This window comes from Parvibium lacunae, assembly GCF_003335215.1.
GTDB classification, from domain to species: Bacteria; Pseudomonadota; Gammaproteobacteria; order Burkholderiales; family Burkholderiaceae_D; genus Parvibium; species Parvibium lacunae.
The window spans coordinates 406,261-423,739 of sequence record NZ_QPGB01000002.1 but is presented as its reverse complement, the minus strand read 5'-3'; the positions used below and the strand labels follow the sequence as shown (position 1 = coordinate 423,739).

Annotated in this window: 16 protein-coding genes; 5 read left to right on the top strand and 11 right to left on the bottom strand. The window is 52.0% G+C overall.

What is annotated here, in order from left to right; genetic code table 11:
* Positions 1–13 precede the first annotated feature (13 nt).
* Together murU and DU000_RS06120 are read right to left on the bottom strand one after the other, a co-directional pair.
* Complete coding sequence (gene murU / locus DU000_RS06125) at positions 14–739, bottom strand: N-acetylmuramate alpha-1-phosphate uridylyltransferase MurU (protein ID WP_114402789.1); 726 nt, start codon at positions 737–739, stop codon at positions 14–16.
* Positions 740–746: 7 nt separating this feature from the next.
* Complete coding sequence (locus DU000_RS06120) at positions 747–1,871, bottom strand: aminoglycoside phosphotransferase family protein (protein ID WP_114402475.1); 1,125 nt, start codon at positions 1,869–1,871, stop codon at positions 747–749.
* 153 nt (positions 1,872–2,024) lie between these two features.
* Between DU000_RS06120 and DU000_RS06115 the strand changes: the two genes are divergently transcribed.
* The 4 genes from DU000_RS06115 to rsmA are packed head-to-tail and all read left to right on the top strand — an operon-like array spanning position 2,025 to position 7,507.
* Positions 2,025–4,370, top strand: a complete 2,346-nt coding sequence (locus DU000_RS06115) for an LPS-assembly protein LptD (RefSeq protein ID WP_205074023.1) — start codon at positions 2,025–2,027, stop codon at positions 4,368–4,370.
* Entirely contained in the window at positions 4,363–5,664 is a 1,302-nt protein-coding gene (locus DU000_RS06110) for a peptidylprolyl isomerase (RefSeq protein ID WP_114402473.1), read from the top strand. The genes DU000_RS06115 and DU000_RS06110 overlap by 8 nt, the downstream gene beginning before the upstream one ends.
* An 11-nt stretch (positions 5,665–5,675) precedes the next feature.
* Complete coding sequence (gene pdxA, locus DU000_RS06105) at positions 5,676–6,677, top strand: 4-hydroxythreonine-4-phosphate dehydrogenase PdxA (protein ID WP_114402472.1); 1,002 nt, start codon at positions 5,676–5,678, stop codon at positions 6,675–6,677.
* On the top strand, positions 6,674–7,507 hold the full coding sequence (gene rsmA / locus DU000_RS06100) for a 16S rRNA (adenine(1518)-N(6)/adenine(1519)-N(6))-dimethyltransferase RsmA (protein WP_114402471.1): 834 nt from the start codon (positions 6,674–6,676) through the stop codon (positions 7,505–7,507). The genes pdxA and rsmA overlap by 4 nt, the downstream gene beginning before the upstream one ends.
* An 8-nt stretch (positions 7,508–7,515) precedes the next feature.
* On the opposite strand, the gene DU000_RS06095 is transcribed toward rsmA, so the two are convergent.
* The 7 genes from DU000_RS06095 to glyQ all read right to left on the bottom strand — a co-directional run bounded on the left by DU000_RS06095 (position 7,516) and on the right by glyQ (position 14,082).
* Entirely contained in the window at positions 7,516–8,190 is a 675-nt protein-coding gene (locus tag DU000_RS06095) for a hypothetical protein (protein ID WP_114402470.1), read from the bottom strand.
* 4 nt (positions 8,191–8,194) lie between these two features.
* Entirely contained in the window at positions 8,195–8,581 is a 387-nt protein-coding gene (gene gloA / locus DU000_RS06090; protein WP_114402469.1) for a lactoylglutathione lyase, read from the bottom strand.
* A 9-nt stretch (positions 8,582–8,590) separates the two neighbouring features.
* The gene (locus DU000_RS06085; RefSeq protein ID WP_114402468.1) at positions 8,591–9,427 is read right to left on the bottom strand and encodes a M48 family metallopeptidase; all 837 of its coding nucleotides are present in this window, start codon (positions 9,425–9,427) and stop codon (positions 8,591–8,593) included.
* Positions 9,428–9,645: 218 nt separating this feature from the next.
* Complete coding sequence (locus DU000_RS06080) at positions 9,646–10,452, bottom strand: lysophospholipid acyltransferase family protein (protein WP_114402467.1); 807 nt, start codon at positions 10,450–10,452, stop codon at positions 9,646–9,648.
* Entirely contained in the window at positions 10,449–11,018 is a 570-nt protein-coding gene (gene gmhB / locus DU000_RS06075; RefSeq protein WP_114402466.1) for a D-glycero-beta-D-manno-heptose 1,7-bisphosphate 7-phosphatase, read from the bottom strand. The genes DU000_RS06080 and gmhB overlap by 4 nt, the downstream gene beginning before the upstream one ends.
* A 26-nt stretch (positions 11,019–11,044) precedes the next feature.
* Entirely contained in the window at positions 11,045–13,156 is a 2,112-nt protein-coding gene (gene glyS / locus DU000_RS06070) for a glycine--tRNA ligase subunit beta (protein ID WP_114402465.1), read from the bottom strand.
* A gap of 5 nt (positions 13,157–13,161) precedes the next feature.
* The gene (gene glyQ, locus DU000_RS06065) at positions 13,162–14,082 is read right to left on the bottom strand and encodes a glycine--tRNA ligase subunit alpha (protein ID WP_114402464.1); all 921 of its coding nucleotides are present in this window, start codon (positions 14,080–14,082) and stop codon (positions 13,162–13,164) included.
* Between the two features lie 262 nt (positions 14,083–14,344).
* Between glyQ and DU000_RS06060 the strand changes: the two genes are divergently transcribed.
* The gene (locus DU000_RS06060) at positions 14,345–14,560 is read left to right on the top strand and encodes a hypothetical protein (RefSeq protein WP_114402463.1); all 216 of its coding nucleotides are present in this window, start codon (positions 14,345–14,347) and stop codon (positions 14,558–14,560) included.
* Here the strand turns inward: DU000_RS06060 and DU000_RS06055 are convergent.
* Together DU000_RS06055 and DU000_RS06050 are read right to left on the bottom strand one after the other, a co-directional pair.
* Entirely contained in the window at positions 14,557–15,246 is a 690-nt protein-coding gene (locus DU000_RS06055; protein ID WP_114402462.1) for a Fe2+-dependent dioxygenase, read from the bottom strand. The two genes, DU000_RS06060 and DU000_RS06055, sit on opposite strands and share 4 nt — an antisense overlap.
* An 8-nt stretch (positions 15,247–15,254) precedes the next feature.
* Positions 15,255–17,438 (bottom strand): TonB-dependent receptor, encoded by a 2,184-nt coding sequence (locus DU000_RS06050; RefSeq protein WP_205074022.1) that lies wholly within the window; start codon positions 17,436–17,438, stop codon positions 15,255–15,257.
* Positions 17,439–17,479: the final 41 nt, after the last annotated feature.

Below are 17,479 nucleotides of genomic sequence, written 5' to 3'. Positions count from 1 at the left end.
TGGGTTTCTTTCATCAATTCGGCAAGGTAATGTCAGGCTGTCCAGTCAATTGGGCATCGAGTGCGGCGAGGCGCGCCGGTGTACCAATGTCGTGCCACACCCCTTGGTAATACTCGCCGCCGAGCTGATTGGTTTTGATGGCCATGTGTAACAGCGGCGCCAAGGGTGCGGGTGTGTCGATAGCCAGTGAATCGAATAGCTTGCGGTGATATAAGCCAATGCCACTGAACGTGTATGTGGGGTTGGTTGGGTGTGCTTGTTCACGCTCTGGTAGGGTAATCTGCGCTTCATTCAAGCCAAAATCACCACGCGGATGATGGGGCGGGTTGTCTACCAAGACCAGCCAGGCTAATAAACGGCTATGCTCGAGCGCGGGCAGGCGCTGAATCAGTTGTGCATAAGGATAATCACAGTAAATATCGCCGTTGGTCACCAACAAATAATCGTGGGCGATCAGCGAAAAAGCTTTAGCGATACCGCCTGCGGTTTCGAGGGCGGGATTTTCTGGGGAATATTGAAGCGCAACGCCGTAGCGTTCGCCTTGCCCCAGTGCTGCTGGAATTTGCGCGCCCAGCCACGCATGGTTGATCACAATCTCGCGAATTCCGGCAGCATGCAATCGCTCAATTTGCCACTCGATCAGGCGTTTCCCTCCCGCGACCAGTAAGGGTTTGGGGCTGTGGTCGGTCAAGGGGCGCATCCGTTCTCCGCGCCCTGCCGCTAAGATCATGGCTGGCAGCATGGTCTTAAAAGGTATAGCTGACTTGGACATTTTCCAGATGATCCAAGATTTTTAGCAGCGGAAAGAAAGCGCTGTAGCGCTCAGCCACTTTGCGCACGTAGCGCAAGACCACGGGTAAATCATTCAGGTAGCCCGCTTTGCCATCGCGGTGGTAAAGGCGGGCAAAAATCCCTAAGACCTTTAAGTGCCGCTGCAAGCCCATCCATTCAAAATCTTGGTAAAACTGACTGGGATCGAGCGGAACCGCCAACCCGACGCGTTTGGCTTGTTCCCAGTAACGGATGACCCAATCAATGACCTGTTCCTCGGGCCAAGCGATGTAGGCATCACGCAGCAAGGAAACCAGATCATAGGTTAGGGGGCCGTAGACTGCATCTTGAAAATCAAGTATGCCTGGCGCAGTTTCATTGCTACGAACCATCAAATTACGTGAGTGGTAGTCTCGATGCACATAGCGTTGGGTCTGTCCGAGTGTTTGTGCGACGAGCGTTTCAAAAATGGTTTCCAAGGCGTTTTGTTCTGGTTCGCTGAGTGCATAGCGGTGATGTTGGCTCAGAAACCAGGTCGGAAAGAGACGCATTTCTCGCAACAGTAACTCACGGTTATAGCTCGGTAGCTGGTCCACTTGGCTGTGTTGCTGAAGCGTAATCAGGGAATCGATTGCCGCCATGTAATAGGGATGGGCAACCTCAACCGGCTGTGATTGCAAGGCCTGCAGGTAGGTGGTCTGACCAAAATCGCTCAATAACAAAAGCCCCTGGTGGAGATCTTGCGCATAAATCTCAGGGACGCAGACACCGGTTGCGGCAAAGCAATCTCGAACATGAATAAAGGGTCGGCTATCTTCGTGCGAGGGCGGTGCATCCATCACAATATAACTGCTCGGTGTGGCCTGACTCTGCACCCGAAAGTAACGGCGAAAACTGGCATCGGCGGAAGCGGGCGTGAGGCTGTCTGGAAGGAGTTGATAAGTCGGGCTGAGCGTGTTGATCCAGTCTCTCACCAGTTGCAACCTTGCCGTTTGATCAATGGCGGGTAACTCGTTTGGATTGGTTTGAGGGCTGACAGGGGCGGTTTCAGTGCGCGTGTTTTGAGCAGGCGCGGCGTTAGGAGCGAGAATTGACTTCATGATGGAATCAGCAGCGATTGAATGCCCATATAATAGCCGCTTTATATTCTCAATACGATTTCTGTGGCCGATCTCTCAGGGGGTGGCGCAGGATTGTACTGATTGACTCTTTGCATGCGAATACGTGCGCTTTTCTCCCTGTTGCCAAGTTCAATGCTGCGTCAACTGACCCTGTTGGGTGGATTGACGTTGTCTTCGGGGGGCGCGGGAATCATGATCGTGCCCGTGGTCATGGCGGCCTCGCCGACGCAGTTGCGCAACGCGATCACGGATACCCCGGCGTCGCAGGGTGACAATACGGCTTGCGAAAGTCCCCCAGCGTCTTGGCAAGCAGAACCTGTGGGTTCGGTATCGTTGAAATTATCCACGACCCTATTGCCACCGCTATCTGCTGAGGAGACAACCCGTTTCTTGATGGCCGAGCAGATTACCGGTTCCCCAACCCAAGAGTTGCAGGCGGTGGGCCAGGCTGAAATGCGGATGCCGGGAACCGTCTTAAAAGCCGCCGAAATCCGTTACAACACGTTTACAGATACGCTGTACGCAGAGCGCGAAGTGCGCCTCTATCGGGATGGCAATTTTTTTACAGGGGATCAGCTCAGCCTCAAACTGGATACCCGCCAAGGTGAGTTACAGCGCCCTGAATTTGTGTTGCCGGCCAATAACGGGCGTGGCCAAGCGCGCAGCCTCACTTTTTTGAACCAAGAGCAAACGCAGCTGAAGCAGGCCGAGTATTCCACTTGCCCAGCCAATAAGCGTGACTGGTATGTGCGTGCCGAGGAGTTGACCTTAGATGCCGCTGAGCAGCAGGCCAGCGGCAAAGAAGGGACGCTCTATTTCAAAGATGTGCCGATTTTGTATTTGCCGCGCTACCGTTTCGGTTTGGGCGAGCAGCGTCGCACGGGTTTCTTAGCCCCTTATTTTTCCAGTTCTTCACGGAGTGGTTTTCAACTCACCACGCCGTTTTATATCAATCTCGCCCCGAATCGTGACCTTACCCTATTACCCCGCTATTACACCCGGCGCGGTGAGCAATTGGGCGCAGATTTCCGCTATCTGGGTGAGCAGAATCGCATGGGGCAGTTACGTGCTGAGTACTTGCCCAAGGATCAAGAACAGGGGCGAGCGCGTTACAGCTACAGCTGGCAGCATGCGGAATTATTAGCGCCCCGCTTGACGCTGACAGGCAATTTCAATCAAGTATCCGATGACACCTATTTCACCGATTTCTCGCGCACCTTGGCGGCGAGTTCGCAGAGTTTCTTGCCCCGTGATCTTGGCTTAAGCTATTTGCATCCGACCGGGACTTCCTACTTGCGGCTGTCGAATTTTCAAACGCTCCAAAATGCCTCGACCCCGATTACGCCACCGTATGCGCGGCTGCCTCAAGTTGGCAGTCAGCAGCGATGGGTTGACTGGTTTGGTTTGGATGCCGGTTTAACCGTTGAAGCGACCCGCTTTTCTCACTCTACGTTACAGACGGGTGAGCGCTACCTGGCAATTCCGTCCCTCAGTTATCCGTTAACCCGCTCTTATGGGTTTGTGGTGCCGAAAGTCAGCCTCCATACCACTTATTATGCCCTTGATGCCAATTCGGGCCTTAATCTTGCGCAAAGCAATGCGCAGCGCGAGGTACCAATTTATAGCTTGGATAGTGGCCTGATATTTGAGCGTTCAACCTCATTATTTGGTAATCGAGTCAGCCAAACACTCGAACCCCGCTTATTTTATTTGCGTGCGCCTTACCGTAATCAGAGTAATTTACCGAACTTTGACAGCGCATTGGCGGATATTAATTTTGCGCAGATCTTCGCTGAAAATGCATTTTCTGGTCAAGATCGGGTCGCCGATGCGGATCAACTCACCACCGCATTGACGACCCGTTTCATTACGGATAGTACCGGGCAAGAGCGTTTGCGGTTGGCGATTGCGCAACGTTTCAATTTTCAATCACCGGTGGTAACCCTGCCCGGGGGGTCACCGAGTAATGAGCGCAAATCTGACCTACTTTTCGCGGGTTATGGCCAATTAAGCCGAACCACTTATTTAGACAGCGGATTGCAGTTAAATGCTCAAGATAACAGCGCCCGTCGCTATAACACCAGTATTCGATATATTCCAGCGCGGGGAAAAAGTATTGCGGCGACCTACCGCTATCGCGAGGCCGAACTGCGACAGGTCGATATTGCCGGACAGTGGCCCTTAACCGAGAGTCTGTATGCAGTTGGCCGGGTGAATTATTCTTTGCTTGATCGTCAATCTGTCGAAAATGTGCTTGGGGTTGAATATAACGGGGGATGCTGGATCATTCGCGCCGTCGGCCAGCGTTTCGCCAGTGCCGCGAATACCTCAACCACCTCTTTCTTTTTACAGCTGGAATTGAGTGGTTTTGGAGCCCTTGGCAGCAATCCGAGTGAAATCTTACGTCGTAACATTCCGGGATATAGTATCCTAAACAACCGTGACTCCAATTCTTCCCGCTTTACCCATTATGAATAATAAGTTGCTGGCCTGCTTGTGTCTTTCATTGGCCTCTTTTGCCCTCTATGCTGCGACACCGATTCAGCCGATTGATCGTATCGTTGCGGTCGTTAATAACAGCGTCATCACGCAAAATGAATTGAATTTGCGCGTGCGCGGCTACGAACAGCAGATGCGCACGCAAGGGATTCGTCTCCCTGATCGCAAGACCCTCGAGCAGCAAGTGTTGGAACGCCTGATTTTAGAACAGGCGCAGCTTCAATTAGCGAAGGATCTCGGCATTCAAGCCGAAGATGCCCTCATCGACCGTACGATTAGCCGTATTGCCCAGCAAAATAACGTGTCATTACAGGTATTGCGCAATCGTATCGAAGCCGATGGCCTTAGTTTTGCTGCTTTTCGACAGCAGGTACGAGAAGATATCGTTTTCAATCGTTTACGCGAACGGGAAGTGGATGCCAAGATCCAAATCAGCGATGGGGAAATCGATAACTTCATCGCTGAGCAAAATAATGCAGCCAACAGTGAATTAAATCTGGCGCAGATTTTTCTTCGCTTGCCTGACAATGCAAGCCCAGAGCAAATCGCTACAAAGCAAGCGTTGGCGGAAAAGATCATCGCCGATTTGAATCAAGGCCAGGACTTTGCTCGTCTCGCGGCAACCTATTCCGATGGTCCAGAAGGCTTGGCGACAGGTGGCAATCTCGGTTGGCGACATATCGAGCGGGTTCCTCAACTGTTTGTGGATGCGGTTGCTAATGTGCAAGTCGGACAATTGACCTCGCTATTACGCAGCCCGGCAGGCTTCCACATCGTGAAGCTGGTAGGCCGGCGCGCGGCCGATGGCGCCCTCAATGGGCCTGCCGTCCAACAAACGCGGGCCCGCCACATTTTGATGCGAGTCAGTGAGCTGGTGTCCGAAACAGAAGCATTGCGGCGCATGCAAGAACTGCGGAATCGTCTAGCGAATGGCGCTAATTTTGTCGAATTAGCGCGGCTTTACTCTGGCGATGGCACTGCCGGCAAGGGCGGCGAGTTGGGTTGGCTTTATCCTGGCGATACCGTGCCAGAGTTTGAGCAGGCTATGGATAAGCTGGCGGTAGATGAAATAAGTCAACCTGTTCGCTCCCCCTTCGGTTGGCATATCATTCAGGTGCTCGAACGTAAGCAGGAACAGATGGGTGCAGACCGTTTACGTTTGGTTGCGCGACAAATTTTGCGGGAGCGCAAAAGTGATGAGCAGTACCAGGAGTGGTTACGGCAATTGCGAGATAAAACCTTTGTTGAGTTCAGAGCAGAAGAAATAAACTAATTGGGGATGTCATGTCACTGACACTTGCCATCACCTGTGGCGAACCCGCAGGTATCGGCCCAGAGATTAGCTTGCGTGCGGTCGAGGTACTACGTGCGGCCTATCCAGATGTGCGATTTGTGTTGATCGCCGACCGTGGCATGCTAACGGTACGCGCACGTCGCTTGGGGTTGTCTTTGCGTTTAAGTGATTACCAGCCACAACAAGCTGCTAGCTTAGAGAGTATCGAAGTACTGCACCAACCGTTGGGGACCTCATGTCAGCCAGGTCAACTCAATCCTGCCAATGCACGGTATGTCCTCCAAAGCCTGGATGCCGCTATTCAGGGCGCACAAGCGGGACGTTTCTCCGCGATTGTCACGGCCCCTATTCAAAAAAGTGTCATCAATGAGGCCGGCATCAAGTTTTCTGGCCACACCGAATATCTGGCGCAGCAATGCAAGGTAAAGCGGGTGGTGATGATGTTAGCCAGTGAGCAATTGAAAGTCGCCTTAGCGACGACGCACTTGGCGTTAAAAGAAGTCCCTAATGCCTTGACTTATGACAGTATTCTCGACACGCTGCGTATCTTGCACAACAGCCTACGGCAGCAGTTCGCCCTGCGTAAACCACGTATTATCGTTACGGGTCTTAACCCGCATGCCGGTGAAGATGGGTATCTTGGGCGAGAAGAGATTGACGTGATTCGCCCTGCTGTGAAAGCGGCCCAAGCAGAGGATATTCAGGTGTTGGGACCACTCCCTGCCGATACGGTGTTTACGCCCAAATACACAGAAACCTGTGATGCAGTTTTGGCGATGTATCACGACCAGGGATTGCCTGTGCTCAAATATGCAAGTTTTGGGCAAGCAGTGAATATCACGCTCGGTTTACCGATTATTCGCACGTCCGTTGATCATGGCACGGCACTAGACATTGCAGGCAGTGGTAAAGCAGACCACAGTAGTATGTTGGCTGCGGCCGAGCTGGCCCTTAAACTGGCGCAAAACAAGTTCGCCCAGCAGGCTGAATGAACGCTGCTAACCGCTACACTCCCACGCCGCGCCCCGTGCAAGGGCACCACGCACGTAAACGCTTTGGGCAAAATTTCCTCGTTGATCAGGGCATCATCGACCAGATTGCCCGTGCGATTGATGCTCGTGAAGGGCAACTCGTGGTTGAAATTGGGCCCGGGCTGGGCGCGCTCACGCGGCGGATACTCGCCGATATCCAGCCCTTACATGTGATTGAATTGGATCGAGATCTGGTGGCTCGGTTGACCCAGCAGTATCCTACGTCTCAGTTGGTGGTTCATGCTGGCGATGCCTTGGCCTTTAATTTTGCTGAACTGGCTCAGGCTGCCGGACTGGGCTTACGCGTTATTGGCAATTTACCCTACAACATTTCCAGCCCCTTGTTATTTCACTTGCAGCAATACCGTGCGCATATTCTTGATCAGCATTTCATGCTGCAAAAAGAAGTGGTGATGCGCTTGGTGGCGGAGCCTGGAACTAAAGCGTATAGCCGGCTATCCGTGATGCTGCAGCTTGACTATGACATGACTCACTTATTTGATGTTCCGCCGCACTGCTTTAATCCGCCGCCACAGGTCGACTCTGCGATTGTGCGGATGCAACCCCGGGAGTATCCCGGTAGTGAGAATCTGGACCGCACGCTTTTTGCCAAATTGGTCACGCAGGCCTTTAGTCAGCGCCGCAAAGTGTTGAAAAACACGCTCTCAGAATTACTAGCTGGGGTCGATTATGCGGCTTGTGGCTTGGATATGCAGGCGCGCGCCGAGGAAATCGGTTTGCCCGTCTATGTTGCCGTTACCCATGCCTGGCAACAGGCCAGGCTAGCTTAAACAGATTTTTATCCTTTGGGCAGATTGAGGCGCATTGGCGCGGTTTGCTGGCGAAACGCATTAGGTTGGCCCAGGATGAGATGGGCGAAATCTTCCAGTTTAGAGTCGTTAATTGTCTCAGTTTTGAATAAGAGATCGACGACGCCAAGGCGTTCCAAATTTTTTACTTTAAACAAGACCTCGCCATGTTCATAGTCAGCCAAAATCTTTGCACCTGCTCGAATGTCGGCATGCAACTTGAAATTCGAGTGAGAAAGTAACCGCCGCTCATTTTTTATGTCGTCTCGTTCAAAGCGAATCCCCAGTTGTTTGAGCTGATCACTAAGTCGATCAATTTCGAGGGGGAGTTCTTTCTTCACCATAAATTGCTGGGTGCCCCGATAATTGAACGCAAAGACGATGTCATTGAAGACATCACGTTCAAGGTGGCGGGTTTTTCGGCTATCGACAAAGAAATCACTGACCTTCATGTCGGCAAAAACAACACTGGGCGCAAACTCCAGGCGTTGAGCGCTGGTTGGTTTGATGACGTCGAGGTTTTTACCCAGGTCAACTAGGTAGTTATAGATCTGTGCCATACAACTATCGACACGCCGAATCCGCTCCGCGCGAATGGCCTCTTCATCCTGTAATTGTTCATTGATGGTATTGGCCTGGCGGCGTAAATCGTCTAATAAACCCACGACCTTACTCCTCGATTTGAATTAACTCGATTTTATAACCATCTGGATCTTGCACGAAGGCAATGATGGTATTGCCACCCTGAACAGGGCCAGGTGGGCGCGTGACCTGCCCCCCAGCGGCGGTAATGCGTGCGCAAGTTGCCACAACATCGGATACCCCAATCGCGATATGACCATAGGCGGTACCTAACTCATACTCCGCAACGCCGTAGTTGTAGGTTAACTCCAACACGGCTTGTTCGCTTTCATCGGCGTAGCCTATAAACGCCAAGCTGTAGCGTTGGGCAGGACGATCGGTCGTCCGCAATAGCCGCATGCCCATCACTTGGGTATAAAACGCAATTGAGCGGGGCAGATCACCCACGCGTAACATCGTGTGCAAGAGTCTCATAAACAGGTATCAAGCTTCATAGAGGGTTTCAGGCTGAATATATTTAAGCGCCTCTTTGGCTTCCACGTAGGCCGGGAAAAGAGAGGCCACGGTCTGCCAAAATTCAGGGCCGTGGTTCATTTCTTTCAGGTGCGCTAACTCGTGGGCGATGACGTAATCAACCACACTTAATGGAAAGTGAACCAAGCGCCAGTTCAAACGAATTTTGCCATCGGCGGTGCAGCTACCCCATTGCATGGTGGCTGAAGAGAGCGTCCAGGCGATTGGGCCGCTCCCCAATTTTTCACTGTAATGGCTGATCCGTTCTGCAAAGACTCGGCGTGCTTCTTGTTGTAACCAAGCGTGGACCCGATCGCGCACTTGTTGTTGACTCGCTTCCCGGCCCAGGGGTAAATGCAAGGTGGCTAACTGGTCAGCGGTACTCGGTTCAAGCCAAACCTGCATGGCCGTACCTAGCGATAACCGCACTTGTCCACCTAAAAACGGCAAGACACTATCAGACTGCCAGCTGATGGTTGGCAGCGGGTTACGCCGTTGCCGCTCAGACCATTCGGCCCGTTTGGCGAGAATCCAGCGTGCTTTACTCTGTAGTGCAGCATCAATCTCACTGAGGGTGACCCATTTGGGGGCGCTAACCTGCAGGCCCTCTCCATCTAGTACAAAACCAATAGAGCGGCGGCGGGCGCGACGAATGCGATAAGCAATCACTTCTTCCCCAAGCCGTATGTAACGCTCTGGCCCATTGGCTTGAGGGATGGGCAAGGGAGCATCAAAGGGCAGTGCGATTTGAGTTGGCGCCGCGCCGCTCTGCAATGCTTGGCGGGATGCGCGCCGTTTAATACTCATACGCATTACCTGCGCAACTGACGGCAGGGCCAGCAGCCACGGCTTAACACACGCCGTAGCGGCGCGAGCAGCACGCGCTCTGGGTAGAAAGGGGAGCAGCAGTGATAGCACGGTCAGTGAGTGTCAAAATAAGCAGTCAGTATAGCTGAAAGCATATGGAATTCGTGTGTCACGGACACGCTTTAACGACAGTGATTGCACGATGCGCCAATACGCGGTCATGCACGTGTCGTTTTATCGACTGTGGCCAGGCTGATGGTCGTCGCCTGTTTGAGCAAGGTCGTGTTAGGCGGGTAACGTTCCGGGTTTAAACGACGCATTTCTGCCTCAATCCAGCTTTCCACCTCGGCATTAAGCATTTCAGGCGTTTTATCTCGGCTTGACAGCAAAGGACCAATTGAGACGGTAATACAGCCCGGTTGTTTGATAAAACGGTTTTTGGGCCAGCATTCTCCGGCATTATGCGCAATTGGTAAGACTGGCATTTGGGTCCGAATGGCGAGTCTGGCCCCCCCCGTTTTATAGCTGCCTGTTTGCCCGACCGGAATCCGGGTTCCTTCGGGAAACATAATAATCCAGCGCCCTTCTTGCAAACGTTGTAGACCATCACGAACGACTTGTTCAAAGGCATTCCGCCCTTGGCTACGATCAATCGCAATCATCCGCATTAAGCCTATCCCCCAACCGAAAAAAGGGATATACAGCAATTCCTTTTTGAATACGAAACACGGTGGTCGTGGTGAATATCCCATGTAAGCAAGCGTTTCCCAGGCGGACTGATGTTTGGATAACACAATCACAGGGGCATCGGGCAAGTTCTCGCGGCCAATTACTTGCACCCTGATACCGCAAATAAGCCGCAGCGCACAAAGCACGGAACGTGTCCAGGGAACCGCAATTAGGCGAATCCGCCAAACTGGCGGCAATGGCCAAGTCAAAAACGCCAAGCTGCCAAACAGCACTGTCAAGGCTGCTTGCACCAACAGAAAGACCAGTGAACGGCTCAATAACCAAGCTGTTCTCATGGCTTCACCTGAATTGGCGTGTGGGGCGATTGCAAAAGCGCTTCTACCGTACTACCCAGGTCTTCATAAACCTCGGTATGCGGGGGTAGCCCACCGGTCTCTTCAGTCTTCCGGCCTTTCCCGGTGCGAACTAAGTAGGGCCGGCATCCCAGCGCCGTGGCCGCCTGTAAATCCCGCAGCGAGTCGCCTACTGCCGCCACCCCTTTGAGGCTCACGCCATAGCGCTCCTCGATCTGTTGAAACAAGCCTGGTTTGGGTTTGCGACAGACACACTGCGCTTCGCTGGTATGGGGGCAGAAAAAAACTGCGTCAATTTTGCCGCCAAGGCCTTGCACCAGTCGATGCATTTTGTCGTGCATGGCATTGAGTGTCGCCATATCAAACAGGCCACGACCGATACCCGATTGATTGGTCGCCACAATCACGCGATAGCCTTCTTGGGTGAGTCTGGCAATTGCTTCCAAGCTACCCGGTAGCGGTACCCACTCGTCAGGGTGTTTAATGTATTGATCGCTGTCATGGTTAATCACCCCATCTCGATCAAGAATAATCAGTTTGCTGTACATGGCGTCGGCTCAGCGGAGAATCTCGGTTAAGCCGCTAATTTTGCCAAGTCGGCAACGCGGTTCATGGCTTGATACAGTTGCTGTAACAAGGCTAAACGATTCGCCTTGAGGGCGGGATCATCGGCATTCACCATCACTTGATCGAAGAACGTATCGACCGGGCCTTTCAGTACCGCCAGTTCACGTAGGGCGGCCGTGTATTCCCCGTTATTGTAGAAACTAGTGACCAGCGGTTGCACATTGTGCAAAGCACCGTGTAACTGTTGTTCAGCGGGTTCTTTGAGATAGCTTGTGTCCACGACACTCCCAATGTCTTCGCTCTTCTTCAGAATGTTGCCAATCCGTTTATTCGCGGCTGCGAGGGCGGTGGATTCATCCATGGTCGCAAATGCTCTAACGGCTTGTAAGCGTTTGGGGATATCTTGCAATACTTGTGGCTGCAGGGCGAGGACGGCATCGACTTCTTGCGCGCTATAGCCTTGTTCGCGCAACACGCCAGCCAAACGATCAGCCATGAACTTTTCTAACTCATTGACGTTGTTTTGAATGAGGTTGCCAAATGCGGGCATTGCTTGCTGTAACAGGGTATTCAGTGCCAGCGGTAGTTCACGTTCCATTAACATCCGAATCACCCCCAACGCATGCCGCCGCAAAGCAAACGGATCTTTATCCCCTGTAGGAATTTGCCCAATTCCAAACAGGCCCACCAGTGTTTCGAGCTTGTCAGCGAGTGCGACACAGACGCCGACGAGATTGCGTGGTAGTTCATCGCCAGCAAAGCGCGGTTTGTAGTGGTCTTCAATCGCATCGGCAATCTCAGTGCTCAAGCCATCATTCAGGGCGTAATAGCGGCCCATAATGCCTTGCAGCTCTGGGAATTCACCCACCATGTCGGTCAGCAAATCGGCTTTGGCGAGCGTAGCGGCTTGGGCGGCTTGTTGCGCCAAATCGGCACTACCCAGTTGCTCACCAATTGCTTTAGCTATAGCCGCAACACGCTGAATCCGCTCACCCTGTGAGCCCAGTTTGTTGTGATACACCACTTTATCTAAACCCGTGACGCGGGCTTGCAAGGTTTTCTTACGGTCTTGGTCGAAGAAAAACTTGGCATCGGCGAGGCGCGGGCGCACCACGCGCTCATTGCCGCCAATCACGGCACTGGGGTCAGCCGGGCTGATATTCGACACAATCAAAAATTGATTGGTCAGTTTGCCTTGCCCATCCAGTAGCGGGAAATATTTTTGATTTGCCTTCATGGTCAAAATCAAGCACTCTTGCGGCACGGCTAAGAATGCCGCTTCAAACTGCCCCAGTAGCACATTGGGGCGTTCGACCAGCGCAGTAACCTCATCCAGCAGGGCTTCGTCATCAATCGGCTGTAAATTCGCGCCCGCCGTTTTCGCCACCGCTCGTAATTGGCGGCTGATTTCTGCGCGACGCTCGGTATAGCTGGCAATCACTGCGCCTTGGGTGCGCAATTGCGCTGCATAGCTGTCAGCGTGTTCAATGATAATCGTGGCTTGCGCTGCTTCAAAGCGGTGGCCTTGGGTCAGACGGTTGGCCGTTAAGCCGAAGGCCTGGACAGGTACTATCTCTGCACCATGCAGGGCCACTAAGCCATGCACGGGCCGGACAAAATTCACATTGCTCCAGCCATCTGCCAGTTGATAGCTCATCACTTTGGGAATCGGTAGTTTAGCAATAGCTTCATCCAGCGCTTTTTGCAAGCCTTCCAACAAGCTGGCCCCTTTCACGGTGGTAGCGAGGAACAGCACCTCGGCTTTGCCATCGTGTTCGCGGGTTAGCGCACTCACGGCACTGGCATCCGCACCTAAGGCACTTAATTTTTTCAGCAGCGCGGGCGTGGGCTGACCATTGGCATCCAAGCCAACCGTAGCGGGCATGAGCTTTTGATTCACGGCCTTGTCAGCGGCTTGCGCGGCGACTTGGCTGATATGCACGGCTAAGCGACGGGGCGTGGCGTACGGCGTGACCGCGCTCACGTTTAAATCGCATAGCCCCTGCGCTTGCAAGCTTTGGCTCAGGGCGCCAGCAAAGGCTTCACCCAATTTAAACAGGGCTTTGGGGGGCAACTCTTCTACAAAGAGTTCAAGGAGTAGATTGGCTTGTTGTGACATGGCGATTAAGCAACTTTCTTTTGTTCGAGTTGTTGCAAGACTTCCGTAGCCCATTCTTTAGGCGCCATGGGGAAGCCAAGGCGGGCGCGGCTATCGAGGTAGCTTTGCGCCACGCTGCGCGCGAGGTTACGAATGCGGCCGATATAGGCGGCCCGTTCGGTCACAGAAATGGCCCCACGCGCATCCAGCAAGTTAAAGGTATGGGCGGCTTTGAGTACTTGCTCATATGCCGGTAAAGCTAGCGCCGCTTGCATCAGGTGCTGGGCTTGTTTTTCATACGCGCCGAAGGCTTGCAGCAGGAAGTCCACATCGCTGTGCTCAAAGTTATACGTCGATTGCTCGACCTCGTTTTGGTGGTACACATCGCCGTAGCTGATGGTGTCCGTCCATTTCAAGTCATACACGTTTTCTACGCCCTGTAAGTACATGGCGAGGCGTTCTAAACCGTAGGTGATTTCGCCTGTGATGGGTTTGCAGTCAATGCCACCGACTTGCTGGAAGTAGGTGAACTGGGTGACTTCCATGCCATTCAGCCAGACTTCCCAACCCAAGCCCCAAGCACCGAGCGTGGGGTTTTCCCAGTCGTCTTCGACGAAACGCACATCATTCTTTTTCAGGTCAAAGCCCAGTGCTTCCAGTGAGCCGAGGTAGAGCTCCAGAATGTTGGCGGGCGCGGGTTTGAGCACGACTTGATATTGGTAGTAGTGCTGGAGACGATTCGGGTTTTCGCCATAGCGGCCATCTTTGGGGCGGCGTGACGGCTGTACGTAAGCGGCTTTCCAAGGTTCTGGGCCGAGGGCGCGTAGGAACGTAGCGGTGTGGGAGGTGCCCGCACCCACTTCCATGTCATAGGGTTGTAGTAGGGCGCAACCTTGTTTGTCCCAATATTCTTGTAATCGCAGAATGATTTGCTGGAAAGTCAGCATGATGGTGTGCTTTACTTAAATGGCGAAACCCGCAATTTTACCGGAAAGGCCATTCGGATAGACAGTTGTTGCCCTGACCTGACAGATATTGTACGTTGGCACCCAAGTTGCCTTGATTTTAATCGGTTAGATTTTTTCCACCCTGACATTTTGGCTTAGTGGGCCAGATGGCCCTTGTTGCATCGAACGAAAATTTGCAGACTATGTACAAAGGAGCACACAGAGGCTCAATGGGCAATAACTCAATATCAAGGTGGAGCAGATGATTAAACCCGAGCAAGTGACGGTTGGTAAGCGCTTTTTAGCCACGACTTCAAATGGCGAGCGGCACAAGGTCAAGTTACATGACATTCGCCGCCGCAATGGCTACCAGGAATATGTTTTTGCGATTAATGGGGAAGGTTGGCCGTTTGAGTCCATTGAGGACTTCCTGGCTGGCTATCAACACTTGGAGCCGATTCCAACGCAGGCTGATTAGGTCGTTGCCCACATCCGCAGTAGGTTGTGATAACAACCTGTGAGCTGCACCACTTCTGTGCTGTCTCCAGCTTGGGATTGTGCCCGTAAGCTTAAAATTGCCATATCCAAGTCATAGAGCAAACGCCGTTGTTCATCACTGCGCACCATGCTTTCAATCCAGAAAAAGCTAGCCAGACGTGCTCCACGGGTAACAGGTTCCACGCGATGGACGCTACTCGATGGATACAGCACCATGTCTCCGGCAGCGAGTTTGATGCGCTGGCTGCCATAGGTGTCTTCAATCACCAGCTCACCGCCTTCATATTCATCCGGTTCCGCTAAGAACAAGGTCGCCGATAAATCGGTGCGGACCCATTGCCCATTACTGCTTGAGGTGCGAATCGCGTTATCAATGTGATTGCCAAATTGGTTTTGTTGGCCGCTGTAGCGATTAAACAAAGGTGGGAAAATTTTGCGGGGCAGGGCAGCCGTAATAAAGGGCGCACAAATCCCCAGTGATTGCAAAATGATATTCCGTGCCGCCATGGCGTTGGGGTCATCTTCAGGCAGTTGCTGATTGTGCTTGACCTGGCCTGATTGGGTGCCGGCGGTGACTTTGCCATCCACCCAAGTAGCCGCCTCAACCAGTTGCCGACATTCGCGCACATGGTCGGCGCTGAGTACTTGAGGGATGACGAGTAACATGAACTTCCTTAAAATTTAACGCCAAAAGTGACTTGTGCGGCCCGCTTGGTTCCTGGCACAGTGTGACCTGTGTAAAGCCCTTCGTAATAATCTTTATTCAGTAAATTAAAGACGTTTAGTTTAACGCTGTATTGTTGATAGGCGTATTCAACTAAACCGTCGTAGCGGGTGTACGCAGGCAATTGCGTTGTGTTGGTGGTGTTTACTTGACGGTTGCCAACACGTTCCGCGCCTAAGCCGACTTTCCACCCCCCGCCCATCTTATAGGTGCTCCATAGCGCATGGGTGTAACTTGGTGTGTTCACGGGGGTTTTGTTAAGCGTATTGGCTTGCTGGCCTGTAGCGGCATCAATATTGGCCCGCATAAAAGCGGAGGCAGCAAAAATATCCCATTTAGGCGTAATCCTGCCATTCAATTCAAACTCAATCCCATCAGTATGACGTTTGCCACTCAATAGATTTTGTTCAATCGACACCGCTAAATCGGTATTGCGCTCATTGGTTTTTTCAGTGCGGAAAATGGCCGAGCGGAAGCTGAGATCCCCTTCGAGTAATTCCCATTTTGCCCCCAACTCCATATTGCGGTTTTTCTCGGGGGGCGTATTGGCGCCGCGATCATCAAGTGAATACAAGTCGGCAGAGGGGCTAAACGAGGTGCCATAAGCGAGGTAATACGTTTGTGCCTCGGTGGGTTGATACAGCAACCCGCTCCGATAGCTCCATACACCATCTTTTCGTTGCAAATCACCTTGTGGTTGTGGGCGATCATAGGTCGCCTTAAATTTGTCGTACCGCGCACCGAGTACCACTTTCCAATCTTTGGCAAACTGAATCGTATCTTGTGCATATATCCCCGTTGTTAAGGATTCATAATGCACAACGCCAGTTACTTGGAAAGAGGCATCCAAATTGGCAGGCAATATTGGATTGTTATCTGGATAATAGAGTCGTGTATTTGGAGTTTGTGCCGCACTGCTGGTATTGTTCCAGCGACTGCCTTTCTCACGGCTGAGCTCAATCCCCGCCAAAATTTGATGTTTCAAACCTAAGCCACTGAGCTTGGTGGTGAAGTCAGTTTGGCTCGTTAAATAATCTTCATTCGCGGCGCGTGAGCTACGGTTACGTGCGACTAAAGTGTTGTCATTTAAGACAGTAGGGTTGCCAGATAGCCGGGGCACACTCACGCGCAAGTCGCGGTGATAATTACCTTGACGTAGGATGGTTTTAACTTCAGTATCGTTGCTAAAACGATGTAAATAGCTGGCGGTGGCAATCTTGGTGCGATTTTGTTCATAATCGCTTTTTAATCCATAAAAATTGCTGACCGGCACATTTACCGGTGCCCCTCGGAAATAAGGTACCCCAAAATCTGGAATGTTGTCTTCTTCTAAATAGAAATAGGAAAGTTGTACCTCATTTTTGTTACCTACTCGCCACTTAATGCTGGGTGCTATGCCTTGGCGATGTTGTTCAACCCCATTGCGAAAGCTATCTGTATCGGTTTTCATGGCGTTTAAGCGAATTGCTACATCATCATTAATCACCTGATTTGTATCCACTGTCAAACGCTTGTAGTTGTTACTCCCAACGGTGAATTTAACTTCATTCTTGTCATAAAACACTGGTGATTTGCTGACTTGGTTAATTAAGCCGCCGGTTGAGCCGCGGCCATACAGCATAGAGGCCGCGCCTTTTAGAACTTCAATTTGTTCCAAATTAAATGTCTCGCGATTATATTGGGCTAGGTCACGCATGCCATCTAAGTACAAATCGCCCACAGCAGAGTAGCCTCGAATGGTGATATTGTCGCCGATACGTCCACCTTCTCCCGCGTTAAAGGTAATCGCAGCCACATTACGCAAGGCTTCTTTGAAGGTATCTGCTTGGCGGTCATGAATCAGCTTTTCTGGGACGATGGTAATGCTTTGAGGGATGTCTTTAACCTCTTGATTGACTTTGCCGATCCGACTTTTTTCAGTTTGATAGCTCTTACTCTCTCGATCTTTTTTATCTTTTACCGTGATTTTAGGGAGGGTAGTCTCGCTGTCTTTTGTGGTATTCGTGGCTGAATTTTGTGCCTGAACACCGCCAATCATGCCAGCGAGCAACATAGCCCCAATAGGTAAGGCAGCAGGTTTTGAGGGTGTAATAATGGGCTGTGATGCGCGATTGCGCGACTTCTTTTTAGCCATGATGTTTCTCTGGTTAATTGGCTGGCTATTCGCATGCAAAA